This is a genomic window from Pseudoflavonifractor sp. SW1122 (genome assembly GCF_012027765.1).
GTDB classification, from domain to species: Bacteria; Bacillota; Clostridia; order Oscillospirales; family Oscillospiraceae; genus Enterenecus; species Enterenecus faecium.
Window position 1 is genome coordinate 1 of record NZ_SJOS01000057.1, and the last position, 15,734, is coordinate 15,734.

Below are 15,734 nucleotides of genomic sequence, written 5' to 3' on the forward strand. Positions count from 1 at the left end.
AAGGCCGGGACAAGTTAGCTTGTCCCGGCCTGGTGTTGTGCAGCGAAATGGGATTACCCGTTGCGGCGCTTGCGAGTCATGGCCAGTCCGCCCAGAGCGGTGGCGCTGGTGAGCAGAACGCCCACCATAGCGGTCAGCTGGCTGGCGTCCCCGGTCTGGGGCACCTGCTCCGGCTTCTGGGTGGCCTGAGGCTTGTCGGTGGCCTCGGGGGTCTGGCTGGCCTCGGGCTTCTCGCTCTCCTGGGGCTGCTGGGCGGTGAGGCCGTCCATGGCGGCGGCCAGGCGGGCGGCAGCGGCGTCCACGGTGTCTTGGTCGTCCACGCTGATGGTCTCGTCTGCCATCAGGGTTTGCACCGCAGCCAGGGCGGCCTGGAACTCTGCCACGCTTTCGGCGGTGTAGCCCTCCAGGTCGATGTTCTCAGCCTTGCCCAGAAGTTCCTCCAGGTTCTCCTTGTTGGCCTTGAGCCGCTGGGCCAGAATGGCATTCAGCAGGTTGTCGGCCACGGGCTGGATGTCCTCGTCCAGAGCGTCCCCGTTGTCCATCATGGCACGGGCCTCCACCAGGGCGGTCTCCAGCATGCCCCAGTACTGGGGTACATACTTGCCTTCCACCATGCTCTCGGCCTTGGTGATGAGCTGCTCCAGGGTGCTCTTATCCCCCTGGGTGATGCCCAGGCCCCAAATGCCCTCCAGCAGAGCGTCCCAAGCGGCGTTGACCTCTTCCTGGGTGGGGTTCTCCTTGGCCAGCACCGCCTGGGCATTGGCCAGCGCCTGCTCAAAGGCCTTCTTGGCAGAGGTGGTGACGCCGTCGGTGGACAGGGTCAGGGCATACGCCACGGTCTTTTCCAGCAGAGTGGTGTCCACCTGGTCCGGCGGGGTGGGAGTCTGGGGGAACTGGTCCATATCCTTGAGGGTCAGGCCGTTGGCGGTGGCATATTGGGCAGCGGCGCTGCCTGCCTGGGCGTAGATGGTGACGTCCTTGCTGTGGAACAGGTCCTTGCCCAGCTGGGTCACCGACGGGGGGATGAGAATGTCTTTGAGGGCGGCATTTTCCCGGAACACACACTCACCCAGGGTGGTCACAGTATCGGGAATCTGGAACTGGGTGCGGGTGGCGGCGGCAGGGTAGACCAAGAGCTCTTTGATGTCGTTGTCATAGAGTACCCCGTCCTGAGCGGTGAAGTAGGGGTTGTCCTGGTCCACCGTGATCTGGGTCAGGCTGGTGAAGGAATCGAAGGCGTAGTCGATGTTGTCAATGTTTTTCAGGGTTTCGGGGAAGGAAATGCTCTGAATTTTGTCGGCGGCCTCATCATTGAACAGCTTGGGAGCCAGGGCGGTGGTGGGGACGTCGTAGAAGGTGTCGGGGATATCCCAGTGGGTCTCGCTGCCCAGGTAGTCGCACACTGCCACGCCGTTGTGATAGGTAAAGGCGTAGTCGCCCACGGTCTGGTACAGACTGTCACTGAAATAGGGCTTGTGGTCTTTGCTGAAGGTGTCCACGTCGTCATAGATGGCACCCCAGGTGGAGTCCACAAAAATCCACCCATCCTCCACATATGCCATATTCCAGGCGTGGCCGCCATAGGCGGAGTCGCCGTTGACCAGGATGCAGGGAATCTCCAGATAGGAGAGCATGGCCTTGGTCAGGTTGGAATAGGCCTGGCAGATGCCTTCCCCTTCAATAAAGGCGGTGTAGGCATTTTGGTCTTTGACGCTGTTGTCGTAGTCGTAGGCGATGTGCTTGTTGACCCAATCTTTGATGGCAACCACCTTTTCGTAGTCGCTGGACTTGTCCTGGGTGACCTCCACAGCTTTGGCACCGATCTCCTCAAACTGCGGTGGAGTGATGATGATGTCATCGTGGGCCACATAGGTCTCAGGGTTGGTCTGCTCCAGCATGGCCACCAGCTCCTGGTTGGAGCCCTTGATGTGGGCTAAGTCCATTCCTCTGCTCTGGGCAAAGCTGATGCCGGTGCCGCCCAGCCCCAAGGCCAGAACACCGGCCATACAGCCAGCTACAAGTTGTCTTCCGTGCAATTTCATATCAATCTCATTTCCTTTCTCTCAAGGGTGTGTCAATTGTACCATGAAGTGGAAGTGTGCGCAATACACAAGAAAAGCAGGGGGACCAAGGGGTAAATTGGGAAAATGTGAAATGAAGCCAAAAGATACCCAGAGGGGAAGAGAATCCAGAGAAGGGGCACAGAGAGGGACCAAATGTGAGGTGTAGAAGAGGGAAGAAGAGAGAAAAAATTTTTTATATAAAAATCTAGTTGACAAGGGGCTGGATTTTTCATATAATACCACTGTTAAAGCCATACGAAATGGCCCTTAAAGCATCCTGGATGAAGCCGGATGCCTCGGAGGGAGGGAAATATAGATGTCCGAAATTCATGTCCGTGAGGGCGAGTCTCTGGAGAACGCTCTGAAGCGCTTCAAGCGTAGCTGCGCCAAGTCCGGCGTGCTGGCCGAGGTGCGTAAGCGCGAGTTCTATGACAGCCCCAGCGTCAAGCGCCGCAAGAAGAGCGAGGCCGCTCGTAAGAACCGCAAGAAGTACTATTGATGAATCAAACACCCGCCACCTGGGAACAGGTGGCGGGTGTTTCGCATTTCGAACCCAATTATTTACGAGATTGGTTCTTGTTCTGTCCTTTGTTTGCTCCCTTGGATTGGGGCTTGCGTTGCCCTTTGTTGGGGCCCTTGGGTTGGGACTTGCTTGGTCCCTGGTTGGGCGGACGGTGTTGGGGGTTGTTTGCAGTTTGGCGTTGGACCCGGATGTATTCCAAATCGCTTTTCAGCCGCTGGTACACCAGCTTGTTGGGATTGCGGTACCAGTCCACCCAGGCGGCCACCACGGTGCGGTTGGCGATCTCCCAAACCAGAAGCAGGGCCAGAAGGGATATCGTGGTGAGGACCACATCGTCGGTGGTCATCTCCTTGAGCACCAGGCCATAGGCCAGGGTGAAAATGGAAAAAATGTAGGGGAGCACCGAGGTGGGAGCGGGCTTCTGCGGCGGCTGGATCTGCTGGTCACAGCAGGAGATGAGCCAATCCAGCCCGGCGGTGTGGTAGAGACGGTAGGGATGGCTTTTCAGCAAGGCCTCCAGCGGACCGATGGTCTGGGCTTGATAGAGTTCGGCGATGGTATTGGCCTGCTTGTTTCTGCGGTGGTCCAGATAAGCTACGAATAAAGTTAATAACAACATTATGCCGCAGCAGATGAGGGTACACGCTGCATTTTGAAAGATAAAGGATGAGACGAACATGCCCAGGCTGGCTGCAATGAGCAGGATCAACAGGACGATGGCATACCATGGCTGTTTCAGGAACCTGGATTTGTAAATCTCAGTTTTGCATTGGAGAAAAAACAAATCAAACATAAAACATCACCTCTCCCCACCATTGTACAAAAAAGGCAGGGAAAAGGCAAGGTGTCCGCTAGGCCAGCACCTGGTCCAAGCACCCCTCCACCTCGGGGCCCGGCAGCAGCACCGCCCCCAGGTGCATCTCCTGGGCCAGCTTCACCTTTTCGTGGATGGATTGAGCGGTGTCATAGAGGACAAAGTGGGCCTGTCCTCCGGCGGCCATGTAGGTGTAATAGTGGGCGCACAGCCCTCGGTCGTAGAACACCGCCGGTTCCAGCCGCCCCATCTGCTGCTCCAGGTGTTGCAGGGAGATGGGGGTGCCCCGGCGCTGGGCGGGGAGAGGAAAATCCTCCCGCACCCACTCCACCGCCAGGGTGGTGCGGGGGGCCCCGTGGCGCTCCACTGCCTCTTGCAGTCGTCGGCGCAGGGTGCCCGCCGTCACCACCGAGGACACCAGCACCCGGCCCCCTGGGGCAAAGGGGGCAAACTGGGGCGGCACGTCCAGGGTCCACCCCTGGGCCTGACAGTTGCGGTCTAAGATATGGACGATGCGCCCCAGACAGCCCACAGGGGCCCCTTCAAAGTCGCAGACAATGCCGGAGTACCCCCGGTGGCGGCACTCCCACAGGATTTGACGACAGCAGGGGATGGGATCGCCGCTGCCGTCGTGGTCCCGGCAGTCCAGCAGCATCACCCCGCCCCGCAGCTGGGGCGGCAGACGCATTCCCAAAAGTTTCGGGCCCGGCCCGATGCGGTAGGCCATGTGGGTGGGGATGGCTTGGGGATGGGAGAGATTGGCGGAGGGATGGGCCGCCAAGAGAACTTGGGTCATGGTAGGTTCCCCCTTGTGAGTGAAGTGGATTTGTGATAACATGTCCGAGGGGCGATCTGAAAAGTCGAAATCCTTGACTTTTCCAGCAATCAATGCCAGCTACTGCGTTAAAAATACTCGGAATCCATCCAGGATTCCTGCGTTTTTTGCCTTGTATCTGTCTGTTGCTTGTGGAAAATTCGTCGATTTCTTATTTTTCAGATACGCCCTATTGGAATCCTATGCTCTTGTTGAGCAGAATAGAAGGTGAGCTATGCCCTTATTTCGCGCCAGCTACGTGGCTGACAACATATATCAATTGACCGGAGAAGCCCTCCAGCGCCGAGGGATTCGGCTGCTGCTGGCTGACCTGGACAACACCCTGGTGCCCTACGGCGTGCCCCTGCCCGACGAGAAGTTAAAGGCGTGGCGGGACGATCTGGCCGCCCACGGAGTCCCCCTCTTTGTGCTGTCCAACAACCGCCACGCCCAACGCCCCTCCACCTTTGCCAATGGGCTGGAGGTGCCCTACATCGGCCACGCCGGGAAGCCCAAGACTCCATCCTTTTTCAAGGCCATGGATCAGATGGGGGTGACACCCCAGGAGACCGCCATCGTGGGGGACCAGGTGTTTACCGATGTGCTGGGGGGCAACCGGGCGGGGGTGACCACCATTTTGGTCAAGCCCATCCGCCTGGCGGGCAACCCGGGGCGGTATCTGCGCTACGCCGTAGAGGTGCCTTTCCGGCTTCTATCCGCAGGAGGTGAGAGACTGTGAGTGCAACATTCGGACCTGCGGGCAACGCAGAGAGCTTCCCCTACAAGTCCTCGGTGGACGCTCCCCGGTGGCTGAATGAGCTGGGCCTGGACTGCTACGAGTACCAGTGCGGCAAGGGGGTACGGGTGAAGGAGGACACCGCCGTGGCGCTGGGTCGGCAAGCCCAGGAGCACGGTGTGGCCCTGTCCCTCCACGCCCCCTACTTCATCAACTTGGCAAACCCGGACCCGGAGTCCCAGGAGAAGACCATCGGCTATATCACTTCCAGCTGCCTGGTGGCCGATCAGATGGGGGCCACCCGGGTGGTCATCCACTCCGGGGCCCTGATGAAGCGCACCCGGGAGGAGGCCATGAACATCGCCTTGCCCTTTTTAAAGGAGATCGTGGCGGTGTGCCAGGACCAGGGCTTCGGCCACATCACCCTGTGCCCGGAGACCATGGGCAAGATCAACCAATTGGGCGACCTGGACGAGGTGCTGCGCCTGTGCCAGGTCCACGAGAGCCTGATTCCCTGTGTGGACTTCGGCCATCTGTACGCCCGCTCTCTGGGCAAGGACGAGGGGGCGGAGGCGGTGGAGCGGATGCTCTCCCGCATGGAGTCCGAGCTGGGTACAGACCGGGCCAGCCGCTTCCACAGCCATTTCTCCCACATTGAATTTACCCCCAACGGGGGCGAGAAGTGTCACCGCACCTTTGACGACGACGGCGGCTATGGCCCCGCCTGGGAGCCCCTGGCCCAGGCCGTGGCAGAGCGGGGGTGGAGCCCCACCTTTATCTGCGAGAGTGCGGGCACCCAGGCGGAGGACGCCTTGACCATGAAACGCATTTATCAGAGTTATCTGTAAAAAGGAGTGTTTATTCCATGAATCATATCAAGAATATTGCAAAGGAACTGCATAACCTGGGTCTAGACGCCATGCTGGTGACTTCTGAGCCCGGCGAGTTCTATGCCATGGGCTTCCACGGGGAGGGCGTGGCCTTCATCACTCCCCAGGAGTGCTGGTACTACACCGACTCCCGGTACATTGAGGCCGCCAACCAGGAGATCACCGGGGCCCACGTGGACGTGCTGCGCTCCGGCCAGAGCTACCGTCAGCTGGTGATGTCTCTGGTGGCCACCCACAACGTGAAAAAGCTGGGCTTTGAGGACGAGGGCATGAATGTGGCCCAGTACAAGCTGTGGCAGGAGGCCCTGCCCGGGGTGGAGCTGGTGCCCGCTTCCGACCTCCTGACCCGTCTGCGTATGGTCAAGGACGAGGAGGAGCTGGCCGTCATGCGGGAGGCCCAGCGCATCACCGACGAGGCCTTTACTGAGATTTTGAACTATGTGAAGCCCGGTGTCACCGAGAGCGAGATCGCCGCCCGCCTGACCTACATCATGGCCAGCAAGGGCGCCCAGCGCAACTCCTTCGACCCCATCGTGGCCAGCGGTGCCAACGGCTCCAAGCCCCACGCCGTGCCCGGCCTGTCGGTCATCGAGAAGGGCCAGTTTGTCACCATGGACTTCGGCTGTGTGGTGGGTGGCTACTGCTCCGACATGACCCGTACCGTGGCCGTGGGCGAGCCCACTGACGAGATGCGCCGGGTGTATGACACCGTTTTGAAGGCCCAGCTGGCTGGCATTGCCGCCGCCCACGGCGGCGTCACCGGCGATGTGGTGCACAACACCGCCGCCAAGGTGATTGCCGACGCCGGATACGGGGAATACTTCGGACATGGCTTCGGCCACTCCCTGGGCATTGAAATCCACGAGAATCCCCGCTTCTCTCCCTTCTGGACCCAGACCATTCCCTCTGGGGCCACCCTGTCCGCCGAGCCCGGCATCTACCTGCCCGGCAAGTTCGGCGTGCGCATTGAGGATGTGCTGTGGCTGACCGACGAGGGCTGCGTGGACATCACCGCTTCCCCCAAGGATTTGATCATTCTGTAAGCAAATCAGACCCACCCAAGAGTTTTCCCATTTCTCTGTGAGAATTGTGGGTGACCCCCTTGCAAAAAAAGGGGAGATAGGGTATAATACAGTGAATTATACTTTGGATTCCCAAACTTTTATATTGGAGGACGAGACCAATGGCAATGATTACCGCAGGTGATTTCCGCAACGGCGTGACCTTTGAGATGGACGGAAAGGTGATGCAGGTTGTCGAGTTCCAGCACGTCAAGCCCGGTAAGGGCGCCGCTTTCGTGCGTACCAAGATGAAGAACGTCATCACCGGTGCTGTCACCGAGACTTCTTTCAACCCCACTGCTAAGTTCGAGCAGGCTTTCGTGGACCGCAAGGAGATGGAGTACAGCTACAACGATGGCGATCTGTACTACTTCATGGACATGGAGACCTACGACATGCTCCCCGTGAACAAGAGCGTCCTGGGCGACAACTTCAAGTTCGTCAAGGAGAACATGTCCTGCAAGATCATGTCCTACAAGGGCAGCGTGTTCGGCGTGGAGCCCCCCAACTTCGTGGACCTGGAGGTCACTGAGACCGAGCCCGGCATCAAGGGCGACACCGCCACCAACGTCACCAAGCCCGCCACTCTGGAGACCGGCGCTGAGATCAAGGTGCCCCTGTTCATCAACGCTGGCGACCGCATCCGCATCGATACCCGCACTGGCGAGTATATGGAGCGTTGCAAGGGCTAATTTGGCTCAAGGGCTAATTGCCCCACTTCATTCCAACCCATTCAATTTGCACTCTGGAAGGAGATATCATCATGACCATTTCTGAGAAGGTTGCGTATATCCAGGGCATGTTTGACGGCATGGGCCTGGACAAGTCCGAGAGCGGCGAGGCCAAGGTGTTGGCCGAGGTGCTGGACGTCCTGCGTGAGGTCGGCGATCAGCTGGACACCGTGGACGCTACCCTGGACGAGTTTGGTGAGGAGATCGACGCCATTTCTGACGACCTGGCCGACGTGGAGGCCATTGTGGGCGAGGACGACGAGGACGATTGCTGCTGCGCTCACGATTTGGGCTGCGACGACGATCTGGACGACGAGGACTTCTTCGAGGTGGACTGCCCCAACTGCGGGGAGAGCCTGGTGATTGACGACGAAGTGCTGGAGGCCGGCGTCATCGACTGCCCCAAGTGTGGCCAGAAGTTCGCTCTGGACTTTGAGGGCGAGGACGACGAGTGCGACTGCGGCTGTGACTGCGGTTGCGATCACGACCACGAGTAAGTGGAAGGACACCTGCCCTACCATGTGAGACATCATACCGCCTGTGTCCCCACGGACACAGGCGGTATGTCTTTATGAGAATGCACAGAAGGGGGAAGTTCCATGAATGCCACCAAACAGACGCTGTCGGCATCCCTAAAGCGGTGGATGCTGAAAAAGCCGTTGGATAAAATCACGATACAGGACTTGACCAGCGACTGCGGCATGAGCCGTATGGCGTTTTACTACCACTTTAAAGACATCTACGACCTGGTGGAGTGGACCTGTGTGGAGGACGCCACCCGGGCCCTACAGGGGAAAAAGACCTACGACACCTGGCAGGAGGGGCTGACCCAGATCTTTGAAGCGGTGTTGGAGAACCGACCCTTTGTGCTCAACGCCTATCGCTGCATCAGCCGGGAGCGCATGGAGCGCTACCTGTTCCAGCTGACCTATGGCCTGATTCGGGGCGTGGTGGATGAAAAAAGCCAGGGGCTGGCGATTTCCGAAGAGGACAAGAGGTTTATTGCAGATTTCTACAAGTATAGCTTTGTGGGGATTATGCTGGACTGGATTCAGAAGGGCATGGGGGAGGACTACCACACCTTGGCCCATCGGATTAGCCTCACGGTGCAGGGGAATGTGGCCCACTCCATCGCCAATTTTGCAGACCTACACCGGGGAGATAATTAACTTTACAGATGAGGGCGAATGATAAAATTTTTATCATTCGCCCTCATCTGTTTATGGTTTTTTCTTGGGTACGGGGGTAGGATAACACCATCAAGCAGACCTGCCGTAAAAGCGGTAATGATAGAAAGGTGGTTATCCTCTATGGATCGAAAGCAAATTGCAGCCCTCACCGCTGCCGCAGCCGGACTGGCTGGCACAGGCGCGGCGGTGTTTTTCACCAAGAAGAAGCAGGCGGCCAAGCAGGGCCAGCTCCAGGCCCAGCAGGAGTACCGGAACACCGAGCTGGGAAAGCAGAAGAAAAACAGCAAGGGCATTTACTATACCAAGGGCAACTATGAGGCCTTTGCCCGCCCGGAAAAGCCCCAGGGCGTGGACGAGAAGCACGCCTATCTGGTGGGCAGCGGTCTGGCCAGCCTGGCGGCGGCCTGTTTCCTGGTCCGAGACGGCCAGATGAAGGGTGACCACATCCACATCCTGGAGGCCATGGACGTGGCGGGAGGCGCCTGCGACGGCATCTTTGACCCCAGCCGTGGCTATGTCATGCGGGGCGGCCGGGAGATGGAGGACCACTTTGAGTGCCTGTGGGACCTGTTCCGCTCCATTCCCTCTCTGGAGAAGCCCGGTGCCTCGGTGCTGGACGAGTTTTACTGGCTCAACAAGCACGACCCCAACTACTCTCTGTGCCGTGCCACCGTCAACCGGGGCCAGGATGCCCACACCGATGGGCAGTTCCGGCTCAGCCAGGAGGGATGCATGGAGATCGTCAAGCTGTTTTTGACCCCCGACGAGGACTTGTACGACAAGACCATCGAGGATGTGTTTGACGACGAGGTATTTGAGTCCACCTTCTGGCTGTATTGGCGTACCATGTTCGCCTTTGAAAACTGGCACAGCGCTCTGGAGATGAAGCTGTATTTCCAGCGCTTCATCCACCACATTGCGGGCCTGCCCGATTTCAGCGCCTTAAAGTTTACCCGCTACAACCAGTACGAATCCCTCATTCTCCCCATGCAGAAGTATCTGGAGGATGCCGGGGTGGACTTCCAGTTCGGCACCGAAGTGACCAACGTGCTCTTTGATATCAAGCAGGGCCGCAAGGTGGCCACCGCCATCGAGTGCAAGGTCAAGGGGGTGGAGAAGGGCATTGTGCTCACCGAGCAGGACCTGGTGTTTGTCACCAACGGCTCCTGCACCGAGGGCACCATCTACGGCGACCAGGACCACGCCCCCAATGGGGACGCCCTGGTGCGCACCAGCGGCTGCTGGAACCTGTGGAAGAACATCGCCCGACAGGACCCCGCCTTTGGCCGCCCGGAAAAGTTCTGTTCTGACGTGTCCAAGACCAATTGGGAGTCCGCCACCATCACCACTTTGGATGACAAGATTCTCCCCTATATCACCAACATCTGCAAGCGGGACCCCCGGACCGGCAATGTGGTCACCGGCGGTATCGTCAGCTGCCAGGACTCCAAGTGGCTGCTGAGCTGGACCATCAACCGCCAGGGCCAGTTCCGGGAGCAGGAGCCGGAGAAGGTGTGCGTTTGGGTGTACGGCCTGTTCACCGACGTGCCCGGCGACTACGTGAAAAAGCCCATGAAGGAGTGTACCGGACAGGAGATCACCCAGGAGTGGCTGTACCACCTGGGGGTGCCGGTGGAGCAGATTGAAGATCTGGCCCGCAACAGTGCCGTGTGCGTGCCCACCATGATGCCCTATATCACCGCCTTTTTCATGCCCCGGGCCAAGGGGGACCGCCCCGACGTCATCCCCGACGGCTGTGTCAACTTCGCCTTCTTGGGCCAGTTTGCAGAGACACCCCGGGACACGGTGTTTACCACCGAGTATTCCGTGCGCACCGCTATGGAGGCCGTGTACGGCCTGCTGGGTGTGGACCGTGGCGTGCCCGAAGTGTGGGGCAGCGTGTACGATGTGCGGGAGCTGCTGGAGAGCTCCGTGCGCCTGATGGACGGCAAGTCTCCTCTGGAGGTGGAGCTGCCCGGCCCCGTGAACCTGCTGAAAAAACCGCTGCTCAAGGCGGTGAAGGGGACGGTGATCGAAAAGGTCTTGCGAGATCACGGTGTCCTGAAAGATGGAATGTAAGACTCAATTGACCCCATAATAAAATAGACTGGACAACCTGCTTTCGGCTGTCCAGTCTATTTTTTGTTGTGAAATGAGGGGTGAATTATTGCTCTGGGCCTTTTTCACCCATCAGCCAGTTCACCGATACACCCAGCACCCGGGAAAATACCATCAACTCGTAGTCTGTGATGAATCGGTCTCCCGTCTCGATTTTGCTGATGGCTTCCCGCTCTATGGTGACGCCATTGACCTGCATGCGAGCGGCCAAATCGGCTTGGGAGAGGCGCATGGCAGTTCTGGCCTGATGAATCCGATCTCCGGAAATGTTTTTCTTTCCCCCAAAGTCGTAGATTTTCAAGGCATCACCTCCAAGTTGCCTTGACAATACCACTCTTTTTCGTATATTATGTAATAAAGATTTACAACTTATAAATAAATCTCACAAAAAGAGGGAAAGACTCACATGGAAGCCACAGAAAAACGTAGTAAAACCTGCTGTTTTTCGGGACACAGGGAGCTGCCAGCAGAGAAAGTGCAGCAGTTGGCAGCGGAAATTGAGAAGGCGGTCAGGAAACTGATTACAAAGCATGGTGTCTGTTATTTTGGTGTGGGAGGCGCAATTGGTTTTGATACTCTCGTGGCAAAAGTCTTGTTTCGAATGCGAAAGAGCGAATTTCCCCAGATCAAAGTAATTTTAGTGTATCCATTTGACGGCTATACCAGGTGGTGGACACGGGAACAAAAACGAGAGTACCGGATATTGCTCCCGAAATATGATAAGGTGGTGTGTGTGGTAGACCAAGGTGGGAAAGAGGCGTATCTTTTGAGAAACCGTCACCTGGTAGAAGGGTCAAGCTATTGTATTTACTATTGCACTCGCAAAGAGGGCGGTACTGCCTACACAGTGTCATATGCAAAAGCCAGAGGATTGCATATGGTTGGTTTACATGTGTGAGAGAAAAGAGAATATCCCCGCAGGTGGATTGATACACCTGCGGGGATATTGTTGTTGTGTGGGAAATTACTCGCTTCTCAGCGCTTCCACCGGGTCCTTCTTGGCGGCCAGACGGGCGGGAATGAGTCCGGCCAGGATGGTGAGGATGGCGCTGATGGCCACCAGGATGGCCCCACCCACCGGGGGCAGAGCGGCGGAGAGCTCGGTGAGCCCGGTGACGGCGTGGATGGCGGCGTTGATGGGGATGTTCAGCAGCATCGTCACCACAATGCCCAGCACACCGGCCCCCAGACCCACAATGAGGGTCTCAGCATTGAACACCCGGGACACATCCTTTTTGGAGGCGCCCACGGCCCGGAGAATGCCGATCTCCTTGGTGCGCTCCAGCACCGAGATATAGGTGATGATGCCGATCATGATGGAGGACACCACCAGAGAGATGGACACAAAGCCAATGAGCAGATAGCTCACCCCGCTGATGATGTCGGTGATGGAGCTCATGAGCAGGGCCACATAGTCGGTGTAGCTGATCTGGTCCTCCTCGGCCACCTGCTGGTTGTAGGCGGTGATGAGGTCAGCAATCTTGTCCTTCTCCTTAAAGGTATCCGCGTAGAGGCTGATGGAGGAGGGGGACTCCAGGTCGATATAGCCCATCAAATCCAGATTGTCCTGGTAGGTGGAGTCGGAGTGGGTGGGGGGCATATAGTTGTCGTAGAGGTAGACAAACTGCTCCAGGCTCAGTCCCTGATCGTTGGGCCCTTGCTCCACGGCCTGGGCCAGCATGGCGGACAGCTGGGCGGCGGGAAGGGCAGAGAGCTGCTCTTTCGCCGCTGCGGCGTACTGCTCCTTGATCTGGGCGGCCATGGCCTCCTCCACCTGGGCAAACAGCTCCTCGTCGCTCATGCCTGCGATATACTCGTCCAGGGTGGCGGCGTCCACCCCCATCTGGGCGGCGTACTCCTGGGAGATCATCTTCTCGATGTCCTCCCGGGTGATGTTGGCCATCTGGGCGTCTACGGTATCGTCCACATACTGCTGGCTGGGCTGGCTCATGCCGTCCACGTAGGCCTCCGCCTGGGACTGGGCGTCCAGGGTGAGCAGGTACTCCCCAATGGCCTGGGCTTTCTCCTGGTCGGTGGGCTCGGTGTCTCCCTCCTGGCGGAAGGGCAGGTTGGTGATGACGTCGGTGTCGGGGTTGGCCAGCTGATCTTTCACCAGCTGGGAGTCGGCGGTGTGATCAATGGCGTACTGGGTCAGGGCGTTGGTGTAGCCCAGAGAGCCGGACATCATGCCGCCGTTGCTGCCGGAGCGGGCCACGCCCACCACTTGCAGCGTAATTCCGGTCTGATTGCTGTTGTAGAGCATCTCCAGCCCGGTCTGGGTGGCGGACAGGTCGGTGTAGGTGTTGGTGTTGGCGTCGTACTGGTAGCGCTCGTAGGGCAGCAGCAGCTTGAACTGGGTCTGACACAGCTCCTCGTAGCTCCAGCTCTGGTCCTCCACCTCCACCTCTTCGCCGGCCTGGAGGGCGGCCAGGGTCTCGTTCATCTCGTCCACGGACACCAGGCCCAGGGCGTAGAGCATCAGGTCGGAGACCTGGTTGTTGTCGTCCACAAAGAGGATGACTTGGTTGTACTCCTCGGGCCAGTGGCCGTAGAGCAGCTCGTGTTGGTCCAGCACCTGGGAGGAGACCAGCTGGCCGTCCTCACCGGGCAGCAGCTCCTGCCACACGTCGAAGCTCTCGTACATGGAGCCCATGGAGTTGAAGTAGTCGGTGTAGTCGCCGCCGTACAGAGAGCCCATGGCGGTCTCCATGGCGGACATGACATCGCTTTTCACCACTTTGCCGTCGGGGTCTTTGTTGTAGATGTCAAACTTGAAATCATAGCCATAGTACACCTGGGCCAGGTCGGTGATGCCGCCGCCCCCTTCCTCCAGATACTCCTTGAAGGCTTTCAGGTTGTTGGTGACGGTCTCGGCGTTCATCATGGAGTCCATCATGTCGTACATGACATTGGACACGTACACCCGATCCTCTTCCCGGGGCGCGCCGCTGTCCTCCTCGTCGCTGACCCCCATCAGGGAGGTGAGCATGGAAGTCATGTCCACGCTCTCGGCCTCAATGGTGATGGGGTAGCTGGTAAGGGTGTCCTGCTGCACCTTGGTGATATAGGTGTTGATGCCTGAGGACAGGGAGAGGATGAGGGCAATGCCGATGATGCCGATGGACCCGGCAAAGGCGGTGAGGAAGGTGCGCCCCTTCTTGGTCATCAGGTTGTTGAGGGACAGGGACAGGGCGGTGGGGAAGGACATGGAGGTCTTTTTCCCCGCCTTGGCCTCCTTGCCGGTGAGGGCGGGGGCGTCCTCCTGACTCTCATAGGGGTTGGAGTCGGCGATGACCTCGCCGTCTTTCAGCTGGATGATGCGGGTGGAGTAGGCCTGGGCCAGCTCCGGGTTGTGGGTGACCATGATGACCAGGCGGTCCTTTGCCACCTCCCGCAGCAGGTCCATCACCTGTACCGAGGTCTCACTGTCCAGAGCGCCGGTGGGCTCGTCAGCCAGGAGAATGTCCGGGTTGTTGATGAGGGCACGGGCAATGGCCACTCGCTGCATCTGGCCACCGGAGAGCTGGTTGGGCCGCTTGTGCATGTGGTCGGTGAGTCCCACCTGCTCCAGGGCCTCCTTGGCCCGGCGGTGCCGCTCGGCCTTGGACACCCCGGACAGGGTGAGGGCCAACTCCACGTTGGCCAGGATGGTCTGGTGAGGGATGAGGTTATAGCTTTGGAAGACAAAGCCCACGGAGTGGTTGCGGTAGGTGTCCCAATCGCTGTCCGTGTACTCACGGGTGGAGCGGCCATTGATGATGAGGTCGCCGCTGGTGTACCGGTCCAGCCCGCCGATGATGTTCAGCGTGGTGGTCTTGCCGCAGCCGGAGGGGCCGAGGATGGAGACGAATTCATTGTCCCGAAACTCCAGACTCACCCCCCGCAGGGCGTCCACAGACAGGTCGCCTACGGTGTAGGTTTTGCGGATGTTGGTTAGCTTGAGCATAGAAACCTCCTTTTGTTATCGCTTCTTGCCGCTGGACAGGGCAAATCCAAATACGGTGCCGCACAGGCCGCCGATGATGTGGGTCAGTTGGGAGATGTTGTCCTGGACAAAAATGCCGTTCCAGATCTCGTCCCCCAGGTAGAACACCGCCACCAAAATGAGGGTGGTGGGGATGGTGCCGTTGCGCACCCCGCCGAAGGAGGAGAGGAGGATCATCATAAATACGATGCCCGAGGCACCCAGCAGGGCGGTGCCGGGGAAGAAGAAGAACTGTACCAGCCCGGAAATCACCGCCGTGACTAGAATGGCGCACAGCACATTCCAGCTGCCAAATCGGTCTTCCAGGTTGGGGCCCAGCACCAGAATGAGCACCATATTGCCGATGTAGTGGGCGTAGCCGCTGTGGCCCAGCACGTGGCCGAAGAACCGCACCCAGGCCAGAGGATCAGCCAGGGAACAGTGGTAGACGGAAAAGAGATGGGCATTGGTCCAGCCGTCGGTGACCCCGTTGAGAATCAGCGCAATCAGGGACAGCAGGGCAAAGGTGATGGTGACCGGGGCGTTGTAGGAAATTTTTAAGGTGGGTCGTTTCATAAAAATACCTCTTGTGTGTTTGGGAGCAGGGCGGCCATGTCCTCCGGCAGGGGCTGAGTGAAGGCCAGGTGCTCTCCTGTGATGGGATGGGTGAAGCTGAGCTGATGGGAGTGGAGGGCGGGCCGGGCAATCTTCTCCGGCTGCTCGGTACCATAGAGAAAATCCCCGGTGAGGGGACAGCCCAGGTGTGCCATATGCACCCGAATCTGGTGGGTGCGCCCGGTGTCCAGTTGTAGCTCCACCAGGCTCCTGCC

At 58.7% G+C, this 15,734-nt stretch carries 16 protein-coding genes; 9 read left to right on the top strand and 7 right to left on the bottom strand.

Annotation, left to right across the window (positions count from 1 at the left end; all coding sequences use genetic code 11):
- Nucleotides 1-53: 53 nt before the first annotated feature.
- Complete coding sequence (locus E0L15_RS10680) at nucleotides 54-2,042, bottom strand: transglutaminase domain-containing protein (protein WP_168125583.1); 1,989 nt, start codon at nucleotides 2,040-2,042, stop codon at nucleotides 54-56.
- Nucleotides 2,043-2,379: 337 nt separating this feature from the next.
- On the opposite strand from E0L15_RS10680, the gene rpsU reads away from it, so the two are divergent.
- The gene (rpsU, locus tag E0L15_RS10685) at nucleotides 2,380-2,562 is read left to right on the top strand and encodes a 30S ribosomal protein S21 (protein WP_087233076.1); all 183 of its coding nucleotides are present in this window, start codon (nucleotides 2,380-2,382) and stop codon (nucleotides 2,560-2,562) included.
- A gap of 58 nt (nucleotides 2,563-2,620) precedes the next feature.
- On the opposite strand, the gene E0L15_RS10690 is transcribed toward rpsU, so the two are convergent.
- Nucleotides 2,621-3,379 (bottom strand): hypothetical protein, encoded by a 759-nt coding sequence (locus E0L15_RS10690; protein WP_168125584.1) that lies wholly within the window; start codon nucleotides 3,377-3,379, stop codon nucleotides 2,621-2,623.
- Nucleotides 3,380-3,437: 58 nt separating this feature from the next.
- Nucleotides 3,438-4,196: a hypothetical protein gene (locus tag E0L15_RS10695; RefSeq protein ID WP_168125585.1), complete on the bottom strand. Its 759-nt coding sequence runs from the start codon at nucleotides 4,194-4,196 to the stop codon at nucleotides 3,438-3,440.
- Nucleotides 4,197-4,449: 253 nt separating this feature from the next.
- Here E0L15_RS10695 and E0L15_RS10700 point away from each other — a divergent pair, with 253 nt between their 5' ends.
- The 7 genes from E0L15_RS10700 to E0L15_RS10730 all read left to right on the top strand — a co-directional run bounded on the left by E0L15_RS10700 (nucleotide 4,450) and on the right by E0L15_RS10730 (nucleotide 10,901).
- Nucleotides 4,450-4,953 (top strand): YqeG family HAD IIIA-type phosphatase, encoded by a 504-nt coding sequence (locus E0L15_RS10700; protein WP_168125586.1) that lies wholly within the window; start codon nucleotides 4,450-4,452, stop codon nucleotides 4,951-4,953.
- A complete protein-coding gene (locus E0L15_RS10705; RefSeq protein WP_168125587.1) occupies nucleotides 4,950-5,798 on the top strand; it encodes a TIM barrel protein in 849 nt (282 codons plus the stop codon). Before E0L15_RS10700 ends, E0L15_RS10705 begins: the two co-directional genes overlap by 4 nt.
- A 17-nt stretch (nucleotides 5,799-5,815) precedes the next feature.
- Nucleotides 5,816-6,883 carry a Xaa-Pro peptidase family protein gene (locus E0L15_RS10710; protein ID WP_168125588.1) on the top strand — a complete coding sequence of 356 codons (1,068 nt, stop codon included), beginning with the start codon at nucleotides 5,816-5,818 and terminating at the stop codon, nucleotides 6,881-6,883.
- A gap of 146 nt (nucleotides 6,884-7,029) precedes the next feature.
- A complete protein-coding gene (efp, locus tag E0L15_RS10715) occupies nucleotides 7,030-7,593 on the top strand; it encodes an elongation factor P (protein ID WP_087233097.1) in 564 nt (187 codons plus the stop codon).
- A 71-nt stretch (nucleotides 7,594-7,664) separates the two neighbouring features.
- The gene (locus E0L15_RS10720; protein ID WP_168125589.1) at nucleotides 7,665-8,129 is read left to right on the top strand and encodes a CD1247 N-terminal domain-containing protein; all 465 of its coding nucleotides are present in this window, start codon (nucleotides 7,665-7,667) and stop codon (nucleotides 8,127-8,129) included.
- 102 nt (nucleotides 8,130-8,231) lie between these two features.
- Nucleotides 8,232-8,801: a TetR-like C-terminal domain-containing protein gene (locus E0L15_RS10725; protein ID WP_168125590.1), complete on the top strand. Its 570-nt coding sequence runs from the start codon at nucleotides 8,232-8,234 to the stop codon at nucleotides 8,799-8,801.
- Nucleotides 8,802-8,942: 141 nt separating this feature from the next.
- Nucleotides 8,943-10,901: an oleate hydratase gene (locus E0L15_RS10730; RefSeq protein ID WP_168125591.1), complete on the top strand. Its 1,959-nt coding sequence runs from the start codon at nucleotides 8,943-8,945 to the stop codon at nucleotides 10,899-10,901.
- Between the two features lie 85 nt (nucleotides 10,902-10,986).
- On the opposite strand, the gene E0L15_RS10735 is transcribed toward E0L15_RS10730, so the two are convergent.
- Nucleotides 10,987-11,241, bottom strand: coding sequence for a helix-turn-helix transcriptional regulator (locus E0L15_RS10735; RefSeq protein WP_087392350.1), 255 nt, complete (start codon nucleotides 11,239-11,241; stop codon nucleotides 10,987-10,989).
- Between the two features lie 105 nt (nucleotides 11,242-11,346).
- Between E0L15_RS10735 and E0L15_RS10740 the strand changes: the two genes are divergently transcribed.
- Entirely contained in the window at nucleotides 11,347-11,838 is a 492-nt protein-coding gene (locus tag E0L15_RS10740) for an SLOG family protein (protein ID WP_168125592.1), read from the top strand.
- Between the two features lie 66 nt (nucleotides 11,839-11,904).
- On the opposite strand, the gene E0L15_RS10745 is transcribed toward E0L15_RS10740, so the two are convergent.
- The 3 genes from E0L15_RS10745 to E0L15_RS10755 all read right to left on the bottom strand — a co-directional run.
- The gene (locus tag E0L15_RS10745; protein WP_168125593.1) at nucleotides 11,905-14,886 is read right to left on the bottom strand and encodes an ABC transporter ATP-binding protein/permease; all 2,982 of its coding nucleotides are present in this window, start codon (nucleotides 14,884-14,886) and stop codon (nucleotides 11,905-11,907) included.
- 15 nt (nucleotides 14,887-14,901) lie between these two features.
- The gene (locus tag E0L15_RS10750) at nucleotides 14,902-15,480 is read right to left on the bottom strand and encodes a rhomboid family intramembrane serine protease (RefSeq protein WP_087234123.1); all 579 of its coding nucleotides are present in this window, start codon (nucleotides 15,478-15,480) and stop codon (nucleotides 14,902-14,904) included.
- Nucleotides 15,477-15,734 (bottom strand): pseudouridine synthase (locus E0L15_RS10755; RefSeq protein ID WP_243155474.1); only part of this gene is annotated, 258 nt, incomplete at its 5' end. The genes E0L15_RS10750 and E0L15_RS10755, both read right to left, overlap by 4 nt.